This window comes from Blautia sp. OF03-15BH (assembly GCF_003463065.1).
Lineage (GTDB): Bacteria > Bacillota > Clostridia > Lachnospirales > Lachnospiraceae > Limivivens.
In genome coordinates this window covers 112,865-136,409 of sequence record NZ_QSCM01000004.1, presented here as the reverse complement: position 1 = coordinate 136,409, position 23,545 = coordinate 112,865, and the positions used below count along the sequence as shown (strand labels likewise).

Below are 23,545 nucleotides of genomic sequence, written 5' to 3'. Positions count from 1 at the left end.
AAAAGCTAGAAGGTATGGAGGGTATTATCTGTGGGTAATTATTATGACAGGGATGTGGAAAAACGTCCCAGGATTCAGAAACTGATTGATGACCTTTATGATCATATGCCGGAGATTGAGGCAGATCGTGCGGTCATCCTGACAGAGAGCTATCAAGAGACAGAAGAGGAACCGATTGTTTTGAGAAGAGCCAAAGCTTTTCAGGCTATTTGTGAAAAGCTTCCGATCACGATCCGGCCGGGGGAGCTGATCGTGGGAAGCAACTCAAAAGTAGCGAGAGGCTGTCAGGTCTTTCCGGAGTATTCTTTCAGCTGGGTAGAGGATGAGTTTGATACTTTTTCCACCAGATCAGCGGATCCGTTCCATATTTCCGAGGAGGCAAAACAGCAGCTTCATGAGGCTTACAAATACTGGAAAGGAAAGACGACCAGTGATCTGGCGACTTCCTTTATGACAGAGGAAACGCTTCTTGCCATGAAGCATAACATTTTCACACCCGGCAACTATTTCTATAATGGAATCGGTCACTTTACCGTAAAATACTGGGAAGTGCTGGAGCTTGGTTATGAAGGGATCATGAGAAAAGCAGAAGAGGAACTGGCTGCCCATACCGCAGGAGAAGCAGATTATGCGGAACGTTCCGCTTTCCTGAAAGCAGTGATCATCTGCTGTAAAGCAGCGATCCACTATGCCGGCCGTTATGCGGTCCTGGCCAGAGAAGAGGCAGCTGCCTGCCAGGATCCGGTGAGAAAACAGGAGCTTCTTGCAATTGCAGCCAACTGCGAGCGTGTACCGGCAAAACCGGCAGAGAGCTTTTATGAAGCCTGCCAGTCCTTCTGGTTCGTACAGATGCTTCTTCAGACAGAGTCTTCCGGGCACTCCATTTCTCCGGGACGCTTTGACCAGTATATGTATCCGTATTTCAAAAAGGATCTGGATGCAGGAAAGATCACCCATGAAGATGCGCAGGAGCTTCTGGACTGTATCTGGGTGAAACTGAACGATCTCAATAAAGTTCGTGATGCAGCCAGCGCAGAAGGCTTTGCCGGCTATTCTCTTTTCCAGAACCTGATCGTAGGCGGTCAGAACGAGGAAGGCGAGGATATGACAAATGACCTTTCCTTTATGTGTATTGAGGCATCCATGCATGTCCATCTGCCGGCTCCCTCTCTTTCCATCCGCGTATGGAATGAAACACCGGATGAGCTGATGATCAAAGCAGCAAAGCTTACCCGTACCGGAATCGGGCTTCCGGCTTACTATAATGACGAAGTTATCATTCCGGCGATCATGAACCGTGGTGTTTTTTTACGGGATGCCAGAGTTTACAATATCATCGGCTGCGTGGAACCTCAGGTTCCAGGAAAGACTGACGGCTGGCATGATGCGGCCTTCTTCAATATGCTCCGTCCTCTGGAGCTGGTATTTACCAGTGGTGAGGACTTTGGCGAGCAGGTGGGACCCAGAACCATGCCGGTAGAAGAAATGACCAGTTTTGATCAGTTCTATGACGCTTATCAGACACAGATGAATTATTTCATCCGCCTGATGGTGAATGCGGATAACAGCATTGATCTGGCTCATGCAAAGCGCTGCCCGCTGCCGTATCAGTCTTCTATGATTGATGACTGCATCAGCAGAGGAAAATCTCTTCAGGAGGGCGGTGCAGTCTATAATTTCACCGGTCCTCAGGGCTTTGGTATCGCCAATGCCACAGATGCTCTTTATGCCATCAAAGAGCTGGTATTTGAGCAGAAGAAAGTTTCCATGGAAGAATACAAGCGTGCGCTTGCCGATAACTTCGGAAGAGGCTTCAGCAAAGAGCGTATCACCTTCCTCACAAAAGAGGTGGCAGAGCAGCTTGGTGCTGCAGGAAAACAGGTGACACCGGAGATCGCAGCAGCAGTGGCTTCCGGCTTCCGTGATCTGAAGCTTCCGGAAGAGACCGTGAAACGCTACGATGAGCTTCTGAAAATGATCGATGAGCTTCCGAAGTACGGAAATGATATCCGTGAGATCGATGAATTTGCCAGAGAAGTGGCTTATACCTATACGAAACCGCTGGAACAGTATAAAAATCCCAGAGGCGGCCGTTTCCAGGCCGGCCTTTATCCCGTATCTGCCAACGTTCCGCTGGGTGCCCAGACAGGAGCAACCCCGGATGGAAGACTGGCAAATACTCCTATTGCTGACGGCGTGGGTCCGGTGGCAGGAAGAGATGTCCATGGTCCGACAGCTACCGCAAACTCTGTAGCCCGGCTGGATCATTTCATTGCCTCCAATGGAACGCTGTTCAACCAGAAATTCCATCCGTCTGCTTTAAGCGGAATGGAAGGTCTTCAGAAGTTTGTGGCTCTGATCCGTTCCTTCTTCGATCAGAAGGGCATGCATATGCAGTTTAACGTGGTGAGCCGCGAGACTCTTCTGGATGCACAGGCACATCCGGAGAATTATAAAAACCTGGTAGTCCGTGTGGCAGGCTACAGCGCCCTCTTTACCACACTGTCCCGTTCGCTTCAGGATGATATCATCAACCGTACGACCCAGGGCTTCTGAGGAGGAAGAGCATGAGTGATGATTACAGAAAGATCCAGGGAAGGATCTTTGATATCCAGAAATATTCCATCCATGACGGTCCCGGGATCCGTACCATTGTTTTTCTGAAGGGCTGTCCCCTTCGGTGCAAATGGTGCTGCAACCCGGAATCTCAGACCCGGGATATCCAGATCATGGTCCAGAATGGGAAAGAAAAGACGGTGGGCCGTGACGTGACCGTGGAAGAGGTCATGGAAGAAGTCATGAAAGACGCTGCATATTACCGCCGTTCCGGAGGAGGGCTGACCCTCTCCGGAGGCGAGTGTCTCCTGCAGCCGGATTTTGCGGGAGCGCTTCTTCGCTGTGCGAAGGAAAGCGGCATCCACACAGCCATAGAGTCTACCGGTTTTGCAAAATTTGAAACGATCCAGGAGAAAATCCTTCCCTGGCTGGACTTGTATCTGATGGATATCAAGCATATGGACAGTAAAAAACATAAGATGTTCACCAGCCAGCCGAATGAAAGAATTCTGGAAAATGCCAGAAAGATCACAGATGCAGGACAGAACCTCATTGTCCGTGTGCCGGTGATCCCGACCTTTAATGATACGCCGGAAGAGATTTATGCCATTGCCCGGTTTGCCAGATACTTAAAAGGTGTAAAGGAGATGAATCTTCTTCCGTATCACCGCCTGGGACAGGATAAATACGAGGGTATCGGCAGAGAGTATACGCTGGCTCATCTGGTTCCGCCCTCCAACGAGCATATGGAGATGCTGAAGGAAGTGGCAGAATCAGCAGGAATCCATGTAAAGATCGGCGGTTAACGCTTTTTGGAAAGAAAGGTCTTCATAAGTCCCCTGAGTTGTTCGATTTTCTGAACTTCGGCAGGGGACTTTCCTGTTTTCAGGACTTCAATGATGGCATCGGTCTCTTGAGTTGAGAAAGACATCCCGTTTTTCCTGGACTGATTTGCAGCCGCCATGAGAAAGGGAAGGAGGTCCTTTTGTGCTTTGCCTTTTCCCTGTTCGGTGAGTTTTAAGAGCATTTCCAGCTTCTGTGGATCGATGTTCTGAAGAGAAGGATTATTCGTCCAGTTTCTGTCCATCTGTTTTGGAGTCTCCTTTTTCTGATCCCGGCTGGGAGAAGATGGAAAAAATGGCCTGCTGTTCCGGTGAGAGCATGGAAGAAAAAAGCTCTGTTGGGTCCGGAGATTCCTCTCCGCTCCGATTCATAGCAGAAAAGAGCTGCAGCATTTCCAGAAGAGGCTGGATTTGGGAAAAGAGTTCTCTCTGCTGCCGGGGCAGATAAGGAGAAATTCCGGAAAGAATTTCAGAGAAGCCATAAGCTTTGCCGGAAGTATCGGCAGTCTGGGCAGAAAGCACCGGAGGCCTGCTGAAAAAAGCGGCCAGATTCTGAATTTCCATGCATTTGATCAGGAGAACAAAGGGTTTCTGCATTCCGGCTGCCAGATAAGGTACCAGGGCTTTTAAGAGCTGCAGCTGTTCTCCGCCGGCGGCCAGATCTACAGGGGTCATGCAGAGTTCCTTTTCTTTTTCCACAAAAGTTCTCCCTGTCGGTTTTCTTATGGGTTATTTTATGCGAGTGGAAAGAATTCTATGACAACTGCCTTTCCATAAGCATAAGCTGATAGGGGAGAATAAAAACAGGAGGCAGAGAAATGCTGGTTCGGAAAGGAAATGCATTTTATGAGATAGATGAAGACTGTATGAAAAGGAAAGGCCTGCAGCTTCCGACAGAAGAGGATGGAGCACTCCTGACATACGGAGAGAACAGGGAAGAAAAACAGGATCAGAAAGATATCCGGAAAAGAGAGAAGTCCGTCAGAAAGAGAACCGTTTGAGAAGTGCATAAAGAAAAGCCCCGGGAAGGGGCTTTCCTTATGCCTTGTGATCCTCAGCATCCGCAGGTGTTGTTTCCTCCACAGCTACAACCTCCGCTGTTTCCGTTTCCACATCCTCCTCCGCAGAAGAGCAGGATCAGGATCAGAAGCCAGCAGCTGTCTCCTCCACAGCCATTGCCCCACAGGTTATTCCCATTTCCTCCGCACAGACAGGAGAGAATCAGGATCCAGAGAATACAGCTGCATCCTCCGCCATTTGCAAAACCCAGTCCGCAGTTGTTATTGTTTTCGCATCCGCAGTTACATCCACAGTTTGTGGCAGCCAGATCGCTCATTCGGTAAAACCTCCGTTTTTTGAATACACTTTATAGTATGTGACTTTCCTCTTTTGGTTCCAGGTACAGTGAAAATCAGACAAGTCAAAGTGACAGTTGCTTCCGTACAGCCGGTGTGCAGCCGAAATCCTACAGAAGAGATTCAAAGACACCGTAGACATTCAAAGTGCCGTACCCCCAGGATCGGTTTGGATAGGTAAGGTCCCGGGAACGTCCGGCTCCACGGATCAGAAAGTTTTTAAGTTCAGAAGAAGTCATAAGGTGTCGGGGCTTCCCGTTGAGACGCCAGTTGATCAGGAGAGCTGCCGCACCTGCGGTGATGGCTGCCGCTGCGCTGGAACCGGTGACTGCAGTGAGATTTCCGTTTTTGTTTACTGCGGAAACGCGGACACCGGGAGCGGCCAGATCCGGCTTGATCTCTTTGGAACGGGTATAGCCCCGGCTGGAGTGGAGATAAAGGCTGCCGTTTTCTGCATCGTAGGTGCTGACTGCAAGGGGCAGAAGTGTAGTAGAGGGATCCGTGATCGTAGTATCGGGGTCGGGAGCCAGAAAAACAGTCTGAGGGGAAATAAAACCGGTAACGGGAAGCCAGAGTTGAAAATCACCGTTGACATAAAAGTGGTTCTCTACCCTCAGGGTCCAGATTCCCGGCGTAGGATCTGTAAAACGGATAAGGATCAGCTGATCTCCGGAGGCAGCCTCCACGATCTCATAAGAAATATCCACACGGGTTTTTTCCAGGGTGAAATTCAGGGTGATATTCTGAAAAAGCCTGGCCGGGATCGTTGGAATGGTCTCACCCAGAGGCGAAGTCATGGAGATGGCATAGAGCTCCGGAGAAGAAGCCCAGAGCTCGACAGCAAAGCCGCGTTCCTCTTTATCGACCAGGATCTCTACCGCCTGGACAGAGTCGGGAGAGGCGAGTCTGCCGGCATAATGATGGCTTTTGCCTGCTTCGTTTCCTGCGGCAATGATGCTGTAGAAACCGTCGATGGACTCAGAGAAACTCAAAACATTGGTGAGTGGGGAAGAGCCGGTGTGGGAGCCCTGATTGGTGCCAAGACCGATACAGAGGATCAAAGGCTTTTTCAGGCGGTTTGCAAGACCAAGGAAATACTGGACGCCGGCCATGAGATCTGTTTCCTGAAAAGCAATGGCATCCTCGCGGATCAGCTGGAAATCCCGGAGAAATTTTTTTGCCGGTTTCAGTTTTACCATGGCAATATCTGCATCCGGAGCCGCACCGGAAAAATCAGGGATCACGTTTTCGCTTCCTGCGGCGATGCTGGCAAGAAGGGTTCCGTGACCGTTTTCATCGACAGAAGAGACGATAGAGAAAGGATCTTCTGCGCGAAGAGCCAGATTGATGTCATCTTCTGTGTAAGAAGAACCATAGCTTAACTTTTCCGGTGGTGTTCCGCTCTGGTCTGTCTGGTCCCAGATGCCGACGATCCGGGTGCGGCCGTCAGAGCGCCGGAAAACAGGCAGGGTATAATTGATGCCCGTATCCAGAAAGCCGAGGATGATATCTTTTCCCGTATAACCAAGGAGTGGCTGGGAGCGGACGCGCAGGATCCCGGAAACTTCCAGGCTACTTTCATCCAGCAGAGTGTAGAGCTTGGGAATGTTGTAGTAGCCCACATAGGCGAGAAGATCCCTGGGAAGCATGGAGAGAGGAATGTGGATCATTCCGTAGTTATTACCAAGAAGCTCACCGCCCATCTGTTCGTAGGCATTGAGAAAGTAAGAGCCGCTTAAAGTGACCGGAAGGATGAGGTCGGCATAATCTTCCGAAAGGATTTTTTCAGAGACAGAAGCTTCAGACATAAAAAAGCTCCCTTTCGTTTTCTTACAGCTTATGAAAACGAAAGGGAAAAAAGAAAGGCTTATTTTATGATACCAGTGTCAAAAGGTCAAAAAGCCGTTCATGCTTGCATGATAAGGCTTTTGAACTTGGGACACGCCAAATATGAGAAAGTAGCGATTTACGCAGTAAATCAGCGGATTTCGAATATTTGGAGGATTGCGGGAGCAGCGTAGCTGTGTAGCAATCCGGGTATCAAATGAGTGTCAAAAGACCTTTTGACACTCATATCATTTTACATAGTAGACATAGTTTTCTTTCCGAGGCTTGGGAGCAGGAGCTTCGCCCTTGGCGTAGCCGAGGATCAGATGACCGATCCCTTCATAATTGCCTTCAATGCCCCATTGCTTCAGGAGCTCTTTTCCCTCCGGAGATTCAAAGGTTTCCTTCGCACGATGGATCCAGCAGCTTCCGATTCCGAGAGAATGGGCGGCAGTCATCATATTTCCCATGACCAGGCTGCCATCGTAAAGATACGTTCCCCTGTTTTTATCCGCAAGAACGATGAGGACCACGGGGGCGCCATAAAAAGGATCCGCAGAGCTGCCCATGACAGCTGCATTCATACGGGACAGCTGATCTCTGGTCTCTTTATCTGTGACAGCGACAATGATGGGAGACTGGAGCCCCATGCCGGTGGCTGCGTAAGTGCCGGCTTTTACGATTTCCTCAATGGTTTCCATGGGGATCATATCGGGCTGATAGCTTCGGATGCTTCTTCTGGTGAGCAGATTTTCCATAACTTCATTCATGGATCATTCCTCCTTGTTTGTATGAAAGTTGGTGATATTTTACTGTTTTTTTAATGAAAAATCAATGGGATTTGGAAAAATAGCAAAAGCATGCGGATAAAAATCTTTATGAGGTAAAAAAGAAACGGCGGAGTTCCGTGAAAAAAGTTGAATATTTGAAGTGCTAAACCTGCCCCCTTTGCAATATACTTTACCAGTATAGCGAGGGGGGATTTTTATGGAAGAATTTCATCTCTATAAAGATATCAAAGCCCGGACCGGCGGGGAGATCTTTCTGGGAGTGGTAGGACCTGTCCGGACAGGAAAATCCACATTTGTACGGCACTTTATGGAACTTCTGGTGCTTCCGAACCTGAAAGATCAGGAGAAAAAGATCGCTACGGATGAACTGCCGACCAGCGGGAAGGGAAAGACCATTACTACGGTGGAACCCAAATTTGTGCCGAAAGAGGCTGCTCTTCTGAGACTGCCGGATCAGACGGAGCTGAAAGTCCGTCTCGTGGACTGTGTCGGTTTTCCGGTGAAGGGCGCGGACGGCATGACAGAGGAGGAACAGCCGCGGATGGTGAAAACGCCCTGGTCTTTGGAAGAGATGCCGTTTGAAAAGGCGGCAGTCCTGGGGACGGAAAAGGTGATCCGGGATCATGCCACTGCGGGAATCCTGATCACCTCGGATGGAAGCTTTGGAGATCTGAAAAGAGAGAGTTTCCGGGAGGCAGAGAAACGGACGGCAGAGGAACTGAAGAAAACCGGAAAACCCTGTATTGCACTGGTGAACAGTGCAGATCCTTATGGAAAAGCGGCCATAGATGCGGTGGAATTTTTGGAAAAGGAATACCGGATGGCAGCCATGGCGGTGAACCTGGAACGGCTTACCGTGGAAGATGTCCGGCGGATCCTCAAGAAGATCCTCTATGAATTTCCGCTGATACGGGTGGAATTTTATATTCCCAAATGGACGGAAACACTGGATCCGGAACATCCGGTAAAAAAAGCACTGCTGGAAAAAGCAGGAGAGATCCTTGCAAAGGTGACGCATATCCGGGATCTGAAGGAGGAGAGTCTTTTCCGCTCCGAGGCTCCCTGTATCAGCGGAATCCGCATGGAAGGCATCGTTCTTTCCAGGGGAGCAGTAAAAATCCGTATGGAGATCGAAGATACATACTATTATGCCATGCTGAGTGAATTGTCCGGTGTGGAACTGAAAGGAGAGTATCAGCTGATTTCCATGATCCGGGAACTGGCAGAGAAAAAGAAAACTTATGAAAAGGTGGAGGCTGCCCTGAAATCTGTGGAAGAAAGCGGATATGGCGTGATCCTTCCGGAACAGTCCCAGATCACACTGGAGGAACCGTCTGTGATCCATCAGGGAAGCAGATACGGGGTAAAGATCCGGGCCATGAGCCCGTCTGTCCATCTCATCCGTGCAGATATCGAGACGGAGATCGCTCCCATTGTGGGAAGCGAAGCGCAGGCGGAGGATCTCATTTCTTATATCCGGGAAAATGCCAGAACGGAGGACGGGATCTGGAAGACCAGCATTTTCGGAAAATCGGTGGAGCAGCTGGTAGGAGACGGCATCCGTACCCGCCTTGCCGTCATTGGCGAGGAAAGCCAGAAAAAGCTTCAGGAGACTATGAAACGGATCGTCAATGAGTCCAGAGGGCGGCTCATCTGTATTATTTTGTGACCCGCCATCAGCGGATCTTAAAAAGCCATGACTTGGCAGAAAAAACGCCGGTCATGGCTTTTTTCCGTGAAAAAACGGATATTTTTCTCCCGTACGGAGAGGAGCGTCGAAAGAAAAACCTAAGAAAAATTTGACAAATCCTAAGATCTGACGTATAATAGCCATAACTAGTTAACAGATTTGTAATAAATTGAAATTAGGGGGACTAGTATGAAAATGAAATTCCTTATGATCGCGGCCGGTTTCATGGCAGCTGCCGTGTGTTTTACACCGCAGACAGCCAGCGCTGCAGGAAGCAAGAGCATATCCACGGTGACGGCGACCACGCAGAAGAGCAGGAAACTGGGCTGGGTCAGAGAAGGAGGAAAATGGTACTATTACCGTGCCAATGGTAAGATTGCCAGAGGACTGGTTGCATACAGACACAACTGGTACTATACGGACAAGCAGACCGGAGAGCGTGTGAGCGGCTGGGTGACGATCGGAGGAAAGCCGAGATATTTCCGTAAGGCAGGCGGCTATATGATCCGCAGCGGACTCTGGAAGCTGGACGGAAAGCTTTACTATTTCCAGCATACGAATACGATCCGGACGGATGGAACCCTGACCAAAGGCTGGCAGACCATCAAGAACAGAGATTATTATTTCGGTGAGGATGGAGCGGCAATCAGTGGTTTTCATGAGATTGACGGTACTACATATTATTTCCGCGCGAAGATCTGTTACAAGGCTACAGGCTGGCTGACCATCAACAGAAAGCGGTATCATTTCAATACGAGTGATCCTTCCAGAGCGGTGGGAGCTATGGATACCGGACTCGTGACCATTGACGGAAGCCAGTATTTCTTTGATGAAGACGGTGTCATGATCACAGATGATTTTGATGCCAATGGCAAGCATTATTCCTTTGATGCCAACGGCAGATGCACCATCACGGATGCGCAGAGCAACAGCAACAGCGGAGAGGATGACTCTTCAAATAAAGACGGACTTTCTGATGATTTTCTGTTCTTTACGATCTATGAGTCCGGCAGAAGCGACGATTTCTACCAGGGTTATAACCAGACCGGCGGAGATCACGGAAATGCCTGTGGAAAATATCAGTTTGATTATCGATATTCCCTTCTTCCTTTTGTAAAGTACTGTTATCAGAAGGATCCGGTATTTTTTAAAGAGTTTAAATCTTATGCAGCGCTCTCTCTTCTCCAGAAGGGGAAGCTTCAGGGGAATACGGCGTTCTACCGGGCGTGGAATACGATCTTCAGCAGGAACAAAATAAAATTTGCCAATTATCAGGATCAGTATGCGAAGCAGGAATATTATGATATTACTGCACGTTATCTTTCCAGATATGGGATTGACATGAGCAAGAGGCCGGATGTGGTCAAAGGAGCTGTGTACAGCTACTCGATCCAGCATGGACAGCTTTCCGCAGCGAATGCGGTTATCGCAGCAAAGATCACCAACTCCAGCAGTGACAGCGAGTTCCTCCGTCTCCTGTATAATTACCGTATGAAGAAGTATCCGGCTTACATCAGCCGTTACCGTTCCGAGTGTTCTCAGGCGCTGAGTCTTCTGGGAAAAGCAGCCTGATCTGAGAACGGATCATGTTAATGAAGAAGCCTTTCCGGTTTTCCCTTACGGGGCAGGACCGGAGAGGCTTTTTTGTATAACAAATTCCGCCGGAAACTCCTGTTATACAAAAATTGCCCTGTACTTGCTATCCGGGCGGTTTTTATGGTATGATGGGAGAGGTTTTGACCAGACTTCGAAAATAGAAGAAAAGAGGAACGCATATGACATTAGAAGAAGCGAAAAGAGCTATAAAGGAGCCGGATCAGAAGGCGATGGAGCTTTGTCAGCGCCGTTGGGACAGCATTGCCAAGCCGCTTCACAGCCTCGGAAAGCTGGAGGATGACCTGGTAAAGATCGCCGGCATCACAGGAAGTGCGGATATCCATCTGGAGAAAAAAGCACTCGTGACCATGTGTGCGGACAACGGTGTGGTAGAAGAAGGAGTGACCCAGACCGGCCAGGAAGTGACTGCCATTGTGACAGATAATTTTCTGAATAAAAAGGCTACGGCAAGTATCCTCTGCTCCATGGCGGGAGCAGATATTTTCCCGGTGGATATCGGTGTTGCAGCAGAAACTCATGTCATTGACCGGAAAATTGCCTGGGGTACAAAAAATATGACCAAGGGACCGGCCATGACAAGGGAAGAAGCCATCCAGGCTCTGGAAACCGGTATTTCCATGGTGGAAGAGCTGAAGAACAAAGGATATTCTCTGATCGCCACAGGCGAGATGGGAATCGGAAATACGACCACCAGCAGTGCGGTGGCATCCGTTCTTCTGAGTGAAGACGTAGAAAAAATGACAGGCCGTGGAGCCGGACTTTCCTCTGAGGGAATGGTGCGGAAGCTCCGGGCCATCAAAAAGGCCATTAAGGTCAATCAGCCGGATCCGAAAGACGGAGTAGATGTTCTGGCGAAGGTCGGCGGCTTTGATATCGCAGGTATGGCAGGTGTCTTCCTGGGCGGTGCAGCCTGTGGGGTTCCTGTTGTGATCGATGGCTTTATCTCTGCGGTGGCAGCTCTGGCAGCAGCGACGATCTGTCCGCTGGTAAAAGAATATATGCTTGCCTCCCATGTCTCCAAGGAGCCTGCTGCACACCTGATCCTGGAGGCTCTGGGACTGGAAGCCCCCCTGCACTGTGATATGTGCCTGGGAGAGGGTACCGGTGCTGTGGTTCTTTTCCCCATTCTGGACCTGGCCTGCGGCGTATACAACGGAATGAGTACCTTCCAGGATATTCAGGTGGAAGAGTACAAGCCTCTGGTATAAATGTTTTTTGTTGTAACCGGAGGCAGCGGAAGCGGAAAGTCCGCTTTTGCCGAAAAACTGACGGCGTCTCTCGGGGAAGGACGCCGGATCTACATTGCCACGATGATGTGTTTTGACGAGGAAGGAAAAAAGAGGATCAGCCGGCACCGTGCCATGCGCGCGGACAAGCACTTTGAGACGCTGGAGCGTTATACGGATCTGGCAGGACTTGAGGTTCCGGAGGATTCGATCCTTCTTCTGGAATGTATGTCCAATCTTACGGCAAACGAGATGTTCGATGAGAGCGGGGCCGGTGAGCGGACCGTAGAGGCGGTGATGGAAGGGATCTGTCATCTTCGGGAAAAAGCCCGCCATCTGGTGGTAGTGACCAATGAAATTTTTTCAGACGGAGTGGAATATGATCCGGAAACCAGGAAATACCAGTCTTACCTTGGTGAGGTAAACTGCCGTATGGCTGAAGCGGCAGATGGTTTTTATGAAGTGGTTTACGGGATTCCGCTTGTAAGAAAAGGAGTGTATCCGTTATGAACCTGATCCGGAGTTTTTTTATCGCATTTTCCATGTATTCCAAGATCCCCATGCCGCGTACGGACTGGACAAAGGAAGCCATGCGCTATGCCATGTGCTTTTTTCCGGTTATCGGTGCGGTCATCGGAGGACTTCTTTCTCTTTGGATCTGTCTTACCGGGGACAGCACCGGAAGTCTTTTTCGGGCCTCCGTAGCCGTGCTGATTCCTCTGATCGTTACCGGCGGCATCCATCTGGATGGTCTTCTGGATACAGCAGATGCTTTGAGTTCGTATAAGACAATGGAAGAAAAACTGGAGATCCTCAAGGACTCTCATACAGGGGCATTTGCCATCATCGTGGGCTGTGCCTGGTTTATCCTGTCCCTCGGTGTCTGGTCAGAGGTGCGTCCGGAAATGATGCCTGTGCTGGCTGTTTCCTTTGTGCTCTCCAGAGCCTTATCCGGTCTGGCTGTGGTGGTTTTTCCGAAGGCGAAAAATACAGGGCTGGCTGCCACCTTCTCCGGGATGGCGGTAAAACGCACGGTGGCTCTTACCATGTGCGGCTTTCTTCTGCTTTTTGGCGCACTGGCCATCTGGCTGGATCCGGTTTACGGTGTACCGATGGATCTTGCGGCAGGTCTGGTGTTTTTCTATTATTATCGGATGTCAAAAAAGAAATTTGGCGGGATCACCGGAGACCTGGCAGGTTTTTTCCTGACGGTGTCAGAGCTTGTCATGGCTCTTACGGTCGTTGCGGTGTTCCTGATCAGGGGGTGAAGAGAGTGAAATTATTTATCGGAGGTGCTTTTCAGGGGAAAAAGAAGGCTGCCATGGAACGGACAGGTCTTTCCGAAACCGATTTTCTGGATGGTGAAAGCTGTACGAAAGAGGAGCTTCTGAAGGGAAAAGCCGTAACGCATTTTCACAGCTGTATCCGCCGGATTCTCCGGGAAGAAGGCGAGGAAGCGGCAGATGCGTTTGCAGAAGAGCTGTTCCGGGAAAATCCCGGTCTGATCCTTGTATCCACGGAGCTTGGCTATGGGATCGTTCCGATGGATCCTTTTGACCGGCTGTATCGGGAAAAGGTCGGACGCATTCTTTGCCGTGCTGCGGAACAGGCAGACGAGGTCTGTCGGGTAGTCGCAGGGCTTCCTGTTTGCATCAAAGGAGAAAAGGCATGAAGGTTGTTCTCATCCGTCATTCAAAAACTGCCGGAAACCTGATGGGACGTTACATTGGGACTACGGATGAGCCTCTCTGTGAGGAAGGGATCCGCCTTCTGGAGAACAGGAGCTATCCGGCGGCAGAGCTTGTTTATGTAAGTCCGATGAAACGCTGCCGGGAGACGGCGGCACTGATTTATCCGACGCTTGCGCAGCGGGAGGAGCCTTTGCTCCGGGAATGTGATTTCGGTGACTTTGAAAATAAAAATTATCTGGAACTGAATGGCAATCCGGATTATCAGGCCTGGGTGGACAGCGGCGGTACGCTGCCATTTCCGGGCGGGGAAAGCCGGGAGGGTTTTCAGGAACGCTGCCGGGAAGGCTTTGTGAGGATCCTGAGAGAAGCGCAGGCAGAAAAGAGAAGGCAGATCGCTGTGGTGGCTCATGGCGGGACTCTGATGAGTGTTCTTTCTGCTTTTGCGGTACCGGAAAAGCCATTTTATGACTGGCAGGTAAAAAACGGCCGCGGTTTTCTTCTGGAGGTTCCGGAAGATTTTATGGAGAAAAGAAAGCTTACCGTTCTGGAAAACCTGTGAGAGAAAAACGAACATATGGTTGATTTTGAAAAGTGTCTGTGCTATGATAAAAAGTAAAGATAAGAAAAAGAATGATCTTCTTCTGGGAGCGGTGCTGCTTCTTACAGCGACCGTTCTTTTTCTGGGTCGGTATTTCTTCCGGGAAGAAGGGCGTGCTGTCCAGATTATGGTGGCGGATCAGGAATTCGGGAGTTTTTCCTTGAGTGAAGACAGGGAGATTCTTGTCGGAGAAGGAAACATTCTCTGTATCAGTGATGGAGCTGCTTTTATGAAATGGGCAGACTGTCCGGATCAGCTTTGCGTCCATCAGGGGAAGATCTCGCGCAAAGGGGAGACCATTGCCTGTCTTCCCAACCGGGTAACGGTACGGGTGACGGGAGGTACTTCTTCCGGAACAGACAGCATTGCCGGATGAAAGTCAGGCTGTCCGGATGCAGAGGAAAAGGGAGTATAGGGAGATGAAAGAGAAAAAGAAAAGATCCCCGGCTTTTTACGGAAGCCTGGCAGCGCTGGCACTGATCGCCTCTTATGTGGAGTCTCTGGTGCCCCTGCCGGTTCCCGTCCCGGGGATCCGGCTTGGGCTTGCCAATGCGGTGGTGCTGGCAGCTCTGGAGCTTTTTGGCCTCAGGGAGGCATTTCTGGTGTCGGTGGTGCGTATCGTACTTGCTGGCTTTCTTTTTGGAAATCTTTCTGCTGTTTTTTACAGTCTGGGGGGCGGGCTTTTGAGCCTTGCGGTGATGGCGCTTCTTCAGAAAAGTGGAAAATTTGGTTGTCTCGGTATCAGTATGGCGGGCGGCGTTTCTCACAACCTCGGCCAGCTTCTGATAGGCTCTCTGGCAGTAGAGAATTTCAGTCTTTTTTATTATTTTCCGGTGCTTTTTGGAGCCGGAGTTCTGACAGGAGCCGTTATTGGCAGCCTGGATGCGGAGATCCTGAAGCGGATCGGGAAGAGAGGTTACAGTACATGATTTCATATGTAAGAGGAGAACTGGTACAGGCCATGGATACCTATGCCGTTCTGGATGTCAATGGTTTTGGACTTCGTGTTTTTCTGACGGGAAGAGACCTTTCGGCGCTGCCGCCGAACGGGGAAGAGGTTCGTCTGCATACGTATTTTCTGGTGAAAGAGGATGCCATGCAGCTGTATGGTTTTCTGCACCCGGATGATCTTGAAGTTTATAAGCTGCTTCTGAATGTCAATGGCATCGGTCCGAAAGCGGCTATGGGTATTCTGTCCGCCCTGAGTGCGGATGATATCCGTTTTGCCGTGCTTTCCGGAGATGAAAAAACGATCACAAAAGCACCTGGCATCGGGAAAAAGACCGCTCAGAAGCTGATCCTGGAGCTCAAGGATAAATTCAGCCTGGAGGAGGCCTTTGACAAACGGCTTGAGAATGCGGGCAGTATACCGGCAGGCTCCGGTGTGATGAATGATGCAAAGGCAGAGGCGGTGGAAGCCTTGACAGCGCTCGGTTATTCCAATGCCGATGCCTTGAAAGCGGTAAAGAAAGCAGCTGTTTCGGAAGAAATGGATACAGAAGCGATCCTGAAAGCGGCATTGAAAAAGATGTAGATTAGTAACAGAAAAGGAAGCATATGGCGAAACGAATTATTACTACGGATATTACAGAAGAAGATCAGAAAAATGAGGGCTCGCTCCGTCCGAAGCTTTTGACTGACTACGTGGGCCAGGAGAAAGCAAAGAGCAATCTGAAGATCTATATTGAAGCGGCAAAGCAGAGAGGGGACTCTCTGGATCATGTGCTTTTCTATGGTCCTCCGGGTCTTGGAAAGACCACTCTTGCAGGGATCATTGCCAATGAGATGGGCGTACACATGAAAGTGACCTCCGGCCCGGCGATCGAGAAGCCCGGAGAGATGGCTGCGATCCTGAATAACCTTCAGGAAGGGGACATTCTTTTTGTGGATGAGATCCACAGGCTGAACCGGCAGGTGGAGGAGGTTCTTTACCCTGCCATGGAGGATTTTGCCATTGATATCATGATCGGAAAAGGTTCCTCTGCCCGATCCATCCGGCTGGATCTTCCGAAATTTACGCTGGTGGGAGCCACGACCAGAGCCGGTCTTCTGACGGCACCTCTGCGCGACCGCTTCGGCGTGATCCATCATCTGGAATTTTATACGGTGGAGGAGCTGAAGACCATTATCCTCCGTTCTGCCGTCCTTCTGGATGTGGAGATCGATGAGGCAGGAGCACTGGAGCTTGCGAAACGATCCAGGGGAACGCCGCGTCTGGCAAACCGGCTTTTAAAGCGGGTGCGTGATTTTGCCCAGGTAAAATATGAAGGGAAGATCGATCAGAAAGTGGCAGCCTTTGCACTGGATCTTCTGGAAGTGGACACCTGCGGACTGGATCAGGTGGACAGACGGCTTCTTTTGACTCTGATCGAGAAATTTAACGGTGGCCCTGTGGGACTGGATACTCTGGCAGCGGCCATCGGAGAGGACTCCGGAACCATTGAGGATGTTTATGAACCCTATCTGATCCAGAATGGCTTTCTGAACCGGACTCCCAGAGGAAGAATGGCGACAGATCTGGCCTATCAGCATCTGGGATGTGAGAGGGATATGGAAGCATAATTGGAATAGTTGCAAAAAAATGTTGTAATCTTGGGGAATTTGTTTATAATAGTAAGAGAGAATCAACCCAAGAAAGGAAGAAAAAGGGCTTATGTCATCCAAAAATAAAACGGAGGTCCTGATTGCAGGCAAGATTTTTACCTTGAGCGGGTACGAGAGTGAGGAATACCTGCAGAAGGTTGCTACATATATTAATAATAAGATCGCAGAGTTTAAAAAACTGGACGGTTACAATCATCAGACCAAGGAGAATAAGAGCATTCTTCTGGAGCTGAACATTGCTGATGATTATTTCAAAGCCAAGAAACAGGTTGAAATGGTGGAGGAAGAGCTTTCCGAAAAGGATAAGGAGCTTTATGATCTGAAGCACGAACTGATCAACGCACAGATCAAGCTGGAGACCCAGGAGAAGGATGCGGAAGCACTTCGAAAGGAGAACACGGAGCTTCAGAAAGAGGTTGTCCGTCTGGAGACAGAAAGAGACGAACGGAACAGGAAATAAATGCAGAGGCTGTTGCATGCGCTTACGTGTGACAGCCTTTCCTTTTACCTTTTCTCTACAACAGGTGGAGGCTGCATTTTGCGGAGGAAAAAATTGATGAGAAAAAGAGCAGAATTACTGGCGCCGGCAGGGTCTTTTGAGAGTATGACAGCCGCGGTCAATGCGGGAGCAGATGCCGTTTATATGGGAGGATCTCAGTTTGGAGCCAGAGCTTATGCAGAGAATCCGGATACGGAGAAAATGATCGAGGCTCTGGATTTCTGCCACCTTCACGGGGTAAAACTATATATGACGGTAAACACGCTTCTGAAGGAACAGGAGATGGAAAAACTCTACGATTTTCTGGCTCCTTTCTATGAACACGGACTGGATGCAGCCATTGTTCAGGACTTTGGTGTGCTTCGTTATCTGAAGCGTCAGTTTCCGGATCTGGATCTCCATGCCAGCACGCAGATGACGGACCAGAGTGCGGACGGGGCAGCCATTCTGGAAGCTTTTGGTGTTACCCGGGTGGTGACATCGAGAGAGCTGACTCTTCCGGAGATCCGGAAGATCCATGAAAAAACGGGTCTGGAGATTGAATCGTTTGTCCATGGGGCACTCTGTTATTCCTATTCCGGTCAGTGTCTTTTGAGCAGTATGATCGGCGGCAGAAGCGGAAACCGCGGACGTTGTGCCCAGCCCTGCCGTCTGCCCTGGCATTTTTCTGAAAAAGCGAAAGGCGCGGGAGAGTACCTTTTAAGCCCGAAAGACATCTGTACGCTGAAGCTTTTGCCGGAGATCCTGGATGCCGGTGTCTATTCCCTGAAGATCGAGGGACGGATGAAACGACCGGAATATACAGCCGGTGTCACAAGGATCTACCGGAAATATCTGGATCTTTTGCAGGAAAAAGGTGCAAAGCACTATCAGGTGGAAGAGGACGATATCCGGGAACTGATGGATCTTTATAACCGGGGCGGTTTTTCAGAAGGTTATTATAAGACAAAGGGAAATGCAGGCATGATGAGTACCTTCCGCCAGAATCACTTTGGTACCAAAGGAGCAAGAGTCCTGGCGGTACGGAAAAACCTTATCACAGCCCGTGCGCTGGAGGAGCTTCATAAAGGAGATGTTCTTGAGAGTGCGACGATGAATGCAGAGATCCCTTCCGGTAAAGAATTTCAGATGAAGGCCGGACGGGACATGCGGGTAGCTCCCGGGGATATCCTGCATCGGACGCAGAATGCGGCGCTCCTTACAGAGCTTTCGGCTTATCAGAATTTCGGTTTCCGCAAGGAAAAACTTAATGGGAAATTAAGAATCTCCCTTGGAAAACCTGCTATACTTTCCCTGAACTGGGGCGGGATTTCACTGGAAGTGTCGGGTGCATCGGCAGAACCGGCACAGAGATCCGCCCTCACACAGGCGGAAGCAGAAAAGCAGCTTAGAAAGACCGGAAATACGGAATTTACCTTTGAACGGCTTGACATCGAACTGGATGAAGGCTGTTTCCTTCCTGTGCAGGCTTTAAAAGAGCTTCGAAGAGAGGGACTTTTCAGGCTTTCAGAAGCGAGGATCAGAAGCTGCCACAGAAACGTTCCGGAAAAACTGGCTCCGGAAGCGTTTTCCGGGGAGAAAGAAACGGTGCTTCAGCTGTCGGTTCTGGTTTCTGACATCCGTCAGGCAGAAGGTCTGCTTACACAGGACGGGATCCGGCGGTTCTATCTGGAAAGTGACCTTCTTCTGGAAGATCCGGAAGCCTTCCTGCAGCTTCGGAAAAATATCCAGCATCAGGGAAAAGAATGTTTTCTTGCTATGCCTCCCCTTTTTCGTGAGGATAAGAAAAGACTTTTTCAGGCAGGAGAGGCAGAACGCGAGCTTCCTTTCATGGACGGTTTTCTGGTGCGCAATCTGGAGGAACTGGCTTATCTTAAGGAGCAGATGCCGGGAGCAGTTTTTATCGCCGATGCAAATCTTTACTCCTGGAATCAGGAGGCGCGGAGCTTCTTAAAGGAGCAGGGCTTTTCCGGAGATACCGCTCCGCTGGAACTCAACAGCCAGGAGCTTTCGGAACGGGGCCTTGCAGGAAGTGAACTTGTGGTTTACGGAAGGGCTCCATTGATGCTTTCTTCCCAGTGCGTGAAGAGGACCACGGGAAACTGCAACAAAAAGAAAGAGTTCACCTTCCTGACAGACCGGAAGGGTAAGACTTTCCCGGTCTGGAATGACTGTTCCGTCTGCATGAATATCATTTACAATACCGCTCCGCTGGACCTTTCGGATCAGGAAAAAGAGATCCGGACTCTGGCTCCTGCGGGAATACGGCTGACCTTTACTACAGAAACAGCAGAGGAAGCAAAAAAGATCACAGAAGTCTATATCCAAAGGTTCCTTCTGGGAGAAGCGGCTTCCTTAACACTTCCGGAGTTTACCCGGGGGCATTTCAAACGGGGAGTGGAGTAGAAAAATATGACAAAACTGATCATTGACATTTCCAAATATGTTCTGCTGGTGCTCATTGCCCTTTATGCGCTGCAGAGTTATATCATATTTAAAAAGAAAAATGAAGAGGCCAGGGAATTTCTGTTTTTGAGACAGAATGTCCTGATGTTTGCCATTCATTTTATCGCTTTCACGGTATTTTACCTGAAGATGGATGAATCCACGCTTTTTTATTTTTACGGAGCACAGGCCATCTATCTCGGAGCAGTGCTGGTGCTTTTCCGGAATCTTTATCCCAGGGCATCCAAGCTTCTGGTCAACAATATGTGTATGCTGATCACCATTGGCTTTATCATGCTGACCCGTATCTCTTACGATCAGTCCATGAAGCAGTTTAAAATTCTGGCGATTGCCACGGTGGTGGCTCTTATCGTTCCGATTCTGATCAAAAAGCTGAAATTTCTGGATAAGCTTGGGTATCTTTATGCACTGGGCGGCATCGGTCTTTTAGGCGTGGTCCTTGTTTTTGCAAAATTCAGCTACGGTTCCAAACTGTCCATAAGCATCGGCGGCTTTACCTTTCAACCTTCCGAGTTTGTAAAGATCATTTTCGTCTTTGCAGCAGCCAGTCTTCTGGCAAAATATACAGACTTTAAACATGTGGTCATCACGACGGCCATTGCAGCGGCTCATGTGCTGATCCTGGTGGTTTCAAAGGACCTGGGAAGCGCCCTGATCTTCTTTGTGACTTATCTGGTCATGCTTTATGTAGGTACGAGAAACTGGCGTTATCTGGCTCTTGGGATTGCAGCGGGCGTGGTGGCGTCTGTGGCGGCTTATTTCCTTTTCAGTCATGTGCGTGTCCGTGTACAGGTCTGGAAGGATCCGTTTGCCTCTTATACCGGAGATGGTTATCAGGTGGCCCAGTCCCTTTTTGCCATTGGTGCAGGAGGCTGGTTCGGAACGGGGCTTTATCAGGGGTCTCCGACCATGATCCCCATTGTGGAGCAGGATTTTATGTTTTCTGCCATCTGCGAGGAGCTGGGCGGTTTCTTTGCAATCTGCCTGATCCTTATTTATATGAGTTGTTTTATCATGTTTGTAAATATTGCATTTAAGATGGAAAACAAATTTGCCAGACTTGCCTCTCTGGGGCTTGGCTGTACTTTTTCCGTGCAGGTCTTCCTGACGGTCGGCGGAGCCATGAAGATGATCCCCTCTACCGGTGTGACCCTTCCGCTCATCAGCTATGGAGGAAGCTCCATTATGAGTACGATCATTATGTTTGCTATCGTTCAGGGCTTTTATATTTCCCGAAAGGAGGAACGGGGAGAGTATCCGGACGGGGAATACGGCTATTATGATGAATACGGAAATTTTTACCCGGGGCCGGACGATTACGCTCCGTACGGGTATGATGAGAACGGGTATCCCTATCCTTATCCGGAAGACGGGTATGACAATGGTTACCCTTATGAAGGAAATGGCGGCGGTTATCCGGAAAATGACTATCCTTATGAGGAAGATGGCTATGAGAATGGCTACAGACCTTATCAGCAGGTAGGCTATGACGAGGATTTTCCGGATCCGCAATCGTCCGGCCCGGATCTTTATATGCCCGGGAACAGAACGACGAGAGATGGATATGATGAGAGATAAACGGCAGTGAGGAGGGATCCAATGAAAAAGAAAGACATCGATGCAGTTTATGAAGAAAATCCCGCTGAGGATGCCACTGCGGAGGAGAAAGCCTCCGGGAAAAAGAAAAAAAGCAAAAAGAAGAAAATAAAAACGGAACAGGCTTCCGAATCCAGAAAAGAACAGAATAAGGTCTTTGCGAAAGCCAGCTACTTTTTTGTACTGATGTTTTTAAGTCTCTGCGCCTATCTGGTCTACTTTAATATTGCAGACCGGGAGACGATCAACAGCAGCAGCTATAACACCAAACAGGATAATAAGGATACCATGGTCATCCGGGGAAGCATTTATTCTTCGGACGGAGAACTTCTGGCAGTCACCAATGTGGCGGAAGATGGAAGTGAGAGTCGCTCTTACCCTTATGGCCGGCTGTTTTCCCATGTGGTCGGTTATGCCAGCAACGGACGTTCCGGCACAGAGGCTACTTACAATACGGAGCTTACTTCCTGTCATGCCTCTCTTTTTGAGCAGATCAAAAACGAGGCACAGGATGTGAAGATCCAGGGTGACAGTGTGAATTTAAGTCTTGATACGCTGCTGCAGCGTGCGGCCTATGATGCACTTGGAAATTACAGCGGAGCTGTTGTGGTCCTGGAACCGTCTACCGGCCGGGTTCTGGCTATGGTTTCCAAGCCGGATTTCGATCCTGCTTCTATTTCGGAGGACTGGGAAGCTTTAAATTCCGAAAACTCCGGAAGTCCGCTTCTGAACCGGGCGGTGCAGGGACTCTATCCGCCGGGTTCTACCTTTAAGATCCTGACGACACTGGCTTATATGCGCCAGCACCCGGGAGATTACCAGAATTTTACCTTTAACTGTGAAGGTCTGGTCAGCAAGGATGATGTCAATATCACCTGTTATGCCGGTTCCGTCCATGGACTGGAGGATCTGGAGACCGCCTTCAAGAATTCCTGTAATGGTGCTTTTGCCACCATCGGCATGGAACTGGACAACAGCGAATTCAAAAAGATCTGCGAATCCTTTGGCTTTAACAAGGATCTCTCGATCCATATGGCTTCTGCAGCCAGCCGGTTTACACTGGCAGAGGATGCTTCCTATGGAGAAGAGATGACCACTGCCATCGGACAGGGAGATACGCTGGCGACACCGCTTCAGATGGCTATGGTAGCCGCTGCTGTTGCAAATGGAGGAACACTTATGAAGCCGTATTATGTGGACAGCATTTCCACCTATGACGGGGATGAGGTGAAGACCTTCAAGCCTTCCAGCTACGCTTCCGTCATGTCTGCGGCTGAGGCGGAAACGATCGGAAACTATATGGTCACTACGGTAAAGAGCGGTACGGCCAGTGCTCTTTCCGGTGCCTCCTATACGGCTGCCGGAAAAACCGGTTCGGCCGAATACGATACAGCATCCGGCGAGCGCGGTACCCACAGCTGGTTTGTAGGTTACAGCAATGTGGATCACCCGGATCTTGCCATTGCTGTCATCGCTGAGGACGGCGGTTCCGGAAGCGCAGCGGCGGTTCCGATCGCGAAGTATGTTTTTGATACGTATTATCAGAACAAGTATGGCTATTGACAGACAAAAAAGCCGGGGTTGACTGAATGGACGCAAAGAGTTATACTTAAATCAGTTTTATCATGCACAACGCATAACAGGAGGAATTGCAATGATCGAGGCAACGAGCTGTGGCGGTGTGGTCATATTTCGTGGGAAAATCCTGCTTCTCTACAAGAGTTACAAGAACAAGTACGAGGGCTGGGTTTTACCAAAAGGAACTGTAGAGGCTGGTGAAGAGTATAAGGACACAGCAACAAGGGAGGTGCTGGAGGAGACAGGCGTTCACGCGTCGATCATCAAATATGTCGGCAAAAGCCAGTATACATTTAATGTGCCGGAAAATACGGTATCCAAGGATGTACACTGGTACCTCATGATGTCAGACAGCTATTACAGCAAACCACAACGTGAAGAATATTTTGTGGATTCAGGCTATTATAAGTTTCATGAAGCCTATCACCTGCTGAAATTTTCCAATGAGAAACAGATACTGGAGCGTGCGTATAATGAGTATCTGGACCTGAAAAAAAGGAATCTCTGGGGAAGCAGAAAGTACTTTTAAAGAGCAGAAACTGCTGCATGGGTTTAAAAAGCCGGTGCGGCAGTTTTCTTTTTGAAAAAAGTAGTGAAATAAAATGGAAA

At 49.5% G+C, this 23,545-nt stretch carries 24 protein-coding genes; 19 read left to right on the top strand and 5 right to left on the bottom strand.

Annotated elements, in window-relative coordinates:
- Window positions 1–30: 30 nt before the first annotated feature.
- Window positions 31–2,556, top strand: coding sequence for a glycyl radical protein (locus DXA57_RS06320; protein WP_117765728.1), 2,526 nt, complete (start codon window positions 31–33; stop codon window positions 2,554–2,556).
- An 11-nt stretch (window positions 2,557–2,567) separates the two neighbouring features.
- Entirely contained in the window at window positions 2,568–3,362 is a 795-nt protein-coding gene (locus DXA57_RS06315; protein ID WP_117765726.1) for a glycyl-radical enzyme activating protein, read from the top strand.
- On the opposite strand, the gene DXA57_RS06310 is transcribed toward DXA57_RS06315, so the two are convergent.
- Together DXA57_RS06310 and DXA57_RS06305 are read right to left on the bottom strand one after the other, a co-directional pair.
- Window positions 3,359–3,643 carry a hypothetical protein gene (locus DXA57_RS06310; RefSeq protein ID WP_117765724.1) on the bottom strand — a complete coding sequence of 95 codons (285 nt, stop codon included), beginning with the start codon at window positions 3,641–3,643 and terminating at the stop codon, window positions 3,359–3,361. The two genes, DXA57_RS06315 and DXA57_RS06310, sit on opposite strands and share 4 nt — an antisense overlap.
- Window positions 3,621–4,097, bottom strand: a complete 477-nt coding sequence (locus DXA57_RS06305) for a hypothetical protein (RefSeq protein WP_117765722.1) — start codon at window positions 4,095–4,097, stop codon at window positions 3,621–3,623. The genes DXA57_RS06310 and DXA57_RS06305 overlap by 23 nt, the downstream gene beginning before the upstream one ends.
- 119 nt (window positions 4,098–4,216) lie before the next feature.
- Here DXA57_RS06305 and DXA57_RS06300 point away from each other — a divergent pair, with 119 nt between their 5' ends.
- A complete protein-coding gene (locus tag DXA57_RS06300; protein ID WP_117765720.1) occupies window positions 4,217–4,399 on the top strand; it encodes a hypothetical protein in 183 nt (60 codons plus the stop codon).
- A 53-nt stretch (window positions 4,400–4,452) separates the two neighbouring features.
- Here DXA57_RS06300 and DXA57_RS06295 read toward each other — a convergent pair whose 3' ends face one another.
- The 3 genes from DXA57_RS06295 to DXA57_RS06285 all read right to left on the bottom strand — a co-directional run bounded on the left by DXA57_RS06295 (window position 4,453) and on the right by DXA57_RS06285 (window position 7,350).
- Complete coding sequence (locus DXA57_RS06295; RefSeq protein WP_117765718.1) at window positions 4,453–4,734, bottom strand: hypothetical protein; 282 nt, start codon at window positions 4,732–4,734, stop codon at window positions 4,453–4,455.
- Between the two features lie 129 nt (window positions 4,735–4,863).
- A complete protein-coding gene (locus DXA57_RS06290) occupies window positions 4,864–6,561 on the bottom strand; it encodes a S8 family peptidase (protein WP_117765716.1) in 1,698 nt (565 codons plus the stop codon).
- Window positions 6,562–6,828: 267 nt separating this feature from the next.
- Window positions 6,829–7,350 (bottom strand): nitroreductase, encoded by a 522-nt coding sequence (locus DXA57_RS06285; RefSeq protein WP_117765714.1) that lies wholly within the window; start codon window positions 7,348–7,350, stop codon window positions 6,829–6,831.
- A 217-nt stretch (window positions 7,351–7,567) separates the two neighbouring features.
- Here DXA57_RS06285 and spoIVA point away from each other — a divergent pair, with 217 nt between their 5' ends.
- The 16 genes from spoIVA (at window position 7,568) to DXA57_RS06205 (ending at window position 23,465) form a co-directional block, all read left to right on the top strand.
- Window positions 7,568–9,040 carry a stage IV sporulation protein A gene (gene spoIVA, locus DXA57_RS06280; protein WP_117765712.1) on the top strand — a complete coding sequence of 491 codons (1,473 nt, stop codon included), beginning with the start codon at window positions 7,568–7,570 and terminating at the stop codon, window positions 9,038–9,040.
- Between the two features lie 210 nt (window positions 9,041–9,250).
- Window positions 9,251–10,633, top strand: coding sequence for an N-acetylmuramoyl-L-alanine amidase family protein (locus DXA57_RS06275; RefSeq protein ID WP_117765710.1), 1,383 nt, complete (start codon window positions 9,251–9,253; stop codon window positions 10,631–10,633).
- A 203-nt stretch (window positions 10,634–10,836) separates the two neighbouring features.
- Window positions 10,837–11,886: a nicotinate-nucleotide--dimethylbenzimidazole phosphoribosyltransferase gene (gene cobT, locus DXA57_RS06270; RefSeq protein ID WP_117765708.1), complete on the top strand. Its 1,050-nt coding sequence runs from the start codon at window positions 10,837–10,839 to the stop codon at window positions 11,884–11,886.
- Window positions 11,887–12,414: a bifunctional adenosylcobinamide kinase/adenosylcobinamide-phosphate guanylyltransferase gene (locus DXA57_RS06265; RefSeq protein ID WP_117765706.1), complete on the top strand. Its 528-nt coding sequence runs from the start codon at window positions 11,887–11,889 to the stop codon at window positions 12,412–12,414.
- Entirely contained in the window at window positions 12,411–13,172 is a 762-nt protein-coding gene (locus DXA57_RS06260) for an adenosylcobinamide-GDP ribazoletransferase (RefSeq protein ID WP_117765704.1), read from the top strand. The genes DXA57_RS06265 and DXA57_RS06260 overlap by 4 nt, the downstream gene beginning before the upstream one ends.
- Window positions 13,173–13,177: 5 nt before the next feature.
- Window positions 13,178–13,576: a bifunctional adenosylcobinamide kinase/adenosylcobinamide-phosphate guanylyltransferase gene (locus DXA57_RS06255; protein WP_117765702.1), complete on the top strand. Its 399-nt coding sequence runs from the start codon at window positions 13,178–13,180 to the stop codon at window positions 13,574–13,576.
- The gene (locus DXA57_RS06250; protein WP_117765700.1) at window positions 13,573–14,154 is read left to right on the top strand and encodes a histidine phosphatase family protein; all 582 of its coding nucleotides are present in this window, start codon (window positions 13,573–13,575) and stop codon (window positions 14,152–14,154) included. Before DXA57_RS06255 ends, DXA57_RS06250 begins: the two co-directional genes overlap by 4 nt.
- A 43-nt stretch (window positions 14,155–14,197) precedes the next feature.
- Window positions 14,198–14,569: a NusG domain II-containing protein gene (locus tag DXA57_RS06245; RefSeq protein WP_117765698.1), complete on the top strand. Its 372-nt coding sequence runs from the start codon at window positions 14,198–14,200 to the stop codon at window positions 14,567–14,569.
- Window positions 14,570–14,612: 43 nt separating this feature from the next.
- Window positions 14,613–15,122: a Gx transporter family protein gene (locus DXA57_RS06240; protein WP_117765981.1), complete on the top strand. Its 510-nt coding sequence runs from the start codon at window positions 14,613–14,615 to the stop codon at window positions 15,120–15,122.
- Complete coding sequence (gene ruvA, locus DXA57_RS06235; protein ID WP_117765696.1) at window positions 15,119–15,727, top strand: Holliday junction branch migration protein RuvA; 609 nt, start codon at window positions 15,119–15,121, stop codon at window positions 15,725–15,727. Before DXA57_RS06240 ends, ruvA begins: the two co-directional genes overlap by 4 nt.
- Window positions 15,728–15,750: 23 nt before the next feature.
- The gene (ruvB, locus tag DXA57_RS06230; protein WP_117765694.1) at window positions 15,751–16,755 is read left to right on the top strand and encodes a Holliday junction branch migration DNA helicase RuvB; all 1,005 of its coding nucleotides are present in this window, start codon (window positions 15,751–15,753) and stop codon (window positions 16,753–16,755) included.
- Window positions 16,756–16,846: 91 nt separating this feature from the next.
- Entirely contained in the window at window positions 16,847–17,257 is a 411-nt protein-coding gene (zapA, locus tag DXA57_RS06225) for a cell division protein ZapA (RefSeq protein WP_117765692.1), read from the top strand.
- 96 nt (window positions 17,258–17,353) lie between these two features.
- Window positions 17,354–19,702 carry a U32 family peptidase gene (locus DXA57_RS06220; protein WP_158571242.1) on the top strand — a complete coding sequence of 783 codons (2,349 nt, stop codon included), beginning with the start codon at window positions 17,354–17,356 and terminating at the stop codon, window positions 19,700–19,702.
- Window positions 19,703–19,708: 6 nt separating this feature from the next.
- Complete coding sequence (locus DXA57_RS06215) at window positions 19,709–21,340, top strand: FtsW/RodA/SpoVE family cell cycle protein (RefSeq protein WP_117765688.1); 1,632 nt, start codon at window positions 19,709–19,711, stop codon at window positions 21,338–21,340.
- Between the two features lie 21 nt (window positions 21,341–21,361).
- Window positions 21,362–22,921, top strand: coding sequence for a peptidoglycan D,D-transpeptidase FtsI family protein (locus tag DXA57_RS06210; RefSeq protein ID WP_117765686.1), 1,560 nt, complete (start codon window positions 21,362–21,364; stop codon window positions 22,919–22,921).
- Window positions 22,922–23,012: 91 nt separating this feature from the next.
- Window positions 23,013–23,465, top strand: a complete 453-nt coding sequence (locus DXA57_RS06205; RefSeq protein ID WP_117765684.1) for an NUDIX hydrolase — start codon at window positions 23,013–23,015, stop codon at window positions 23,463–23,465.
- The last annotated feature ends 80 nt before the right edge of the window (window positions 23,466–23,545 follow it).

Coding starts and splice junctions, on each gene's coding strand:
- DXA57_RS06315 (WP_117765726.1), top strand. CDS start 2,568: ATGAGTGATGATTACAGAAAGATCCAGGGAAGGATCTTTGATATCCAG.
- DXA57_RS06310 (WP_117765724.1), bottom strand. CDS start 3,643: ATGGACAGAAACTGGACGAATAATCCTTCTCTTCAGAACATCGATCCA.
- DXA57_RS06300 (WP_117765720.1), top strand. CDS start 4,217: ATGCTGGTTCGGAAAGGAAATGCATTTTATGAGATAGATGAAGACTGT.
- DXA57_RS06295 (WP_117765718.1), bottom strand. CDS start 4,734: ATGAGCGATCTGGCTGCCACAAACTGTGGATGTAACTGCGGATGCGAA.
- DXA57_RS06290 (WP_117765716.1), bottom strand. CDS start 6,561: ATGTCTGAAGCTTCTGTCTCTGAAAAAATCCTTTCGGAAGATTATGCC.
- DXA57_RS06285 (WP_117765714.1), bottom strand. CDS start 7,350: ATGAATGAAGTTATGGAAAATCTGCTCACCAGAAGAAGCATCCGAAGC.
- spoIVA (WP_117765712.1), top strand. CDS start 7,568: ATGGAAGAATTTCATCTCTATAAAGATATCAAAGCCCGGACCGGCGGG.
- DXA57_RS06275 (WP_117765710.1), top strand. CDS start 9,251: ATGAAAATGAAATTCCTTATGATCGCGGCCGGTTTCATGGCAGCTGCC.
- cobT (WP_117765708.1), top strand. CDS start 10,837: ATGACATTAGAAGAAGCGAAAAGAGCTATAAAGGAGCCGGATCAGAAG.
- DXA57_RS06265 (WP_117765706.1), top strand. CDS start 11,887: ATGTTTTTTGTTGTAACCGGAGGCAGCGGAAGCGGAAAGTCCGCTTTT.
- DXA57_RS06260 (WP_117765704.1), top strand. CDS start 12,411: ATGAACCTGATCCGGAGTTTTTTTATCGCATTTTCCATGTATTCCAAG.
- DXA57_RS06250 (WP_117765700.1), top strand. CDS start 13,573: ATGAAGGTTGTTCTCATCCGTCATTCAAAAACTGCCGGAAACCTGATG.
- DXA57_RS06245 (WP_117765698.1), top strand. CDS start 14,198: ATGATAAAAAGTAAAGATAAGAAAAAGAATGATCTTCTTCTGGGAGCG.
- DXA57_RS06240 (WP_117765981.1), top strand. CDS start 14,613: ATGAAAGAGAAAAAGAAAAGATCCCCGGCTTTTTACGGAAGCCTGGCA.
- ruvA (WP_117765696.1), top strand. CDS start 15,119: ATGATTTCATATGTAAGAGGAGAACTGGTACAGGCCATGGATACCTAT.
- ruvB (WP_117765694.1), top strand. CDS start 15,751: ATGGCGAAACGAATTATTACTACGGATATTACAGAAGAAGATCAGAAA.
- zapA (WP_117765692.1), top strand. CDS start 16,847: ATGTCATCCAAAAATAAAACGGAGGTCCTGATTGCAGGCAAGATTTTT.
- DXA57_RS06220 (WP_158571242.1), top strand. CDS start 17,354: ATGAGAAAAAGAGCAGAATTACTGGCGCCGGCAGGGTCTTTTGAGAGT.
- DXA57_RS06215 (WP_117765688.1), top strand. CDS start 19,709: ATGACAAAACTGATCATTGACATTTCCAAATATGTTCTGCTGGTGCTC.
- DXA57_RS06210 (WP_117765686.1), top strand. CDS start 21,362: ATGAAAAAGAAAGACATCGATGCAGTTTATGAAGAAAATCCCGCTGAG.
- DXA57_RS06205 (WP_117765684.1), top strand. CDS start 23,013: ATGATCGAGGCAACGAGCTGTGGCGGTGTGGTCATATTTCGTGGGAAA.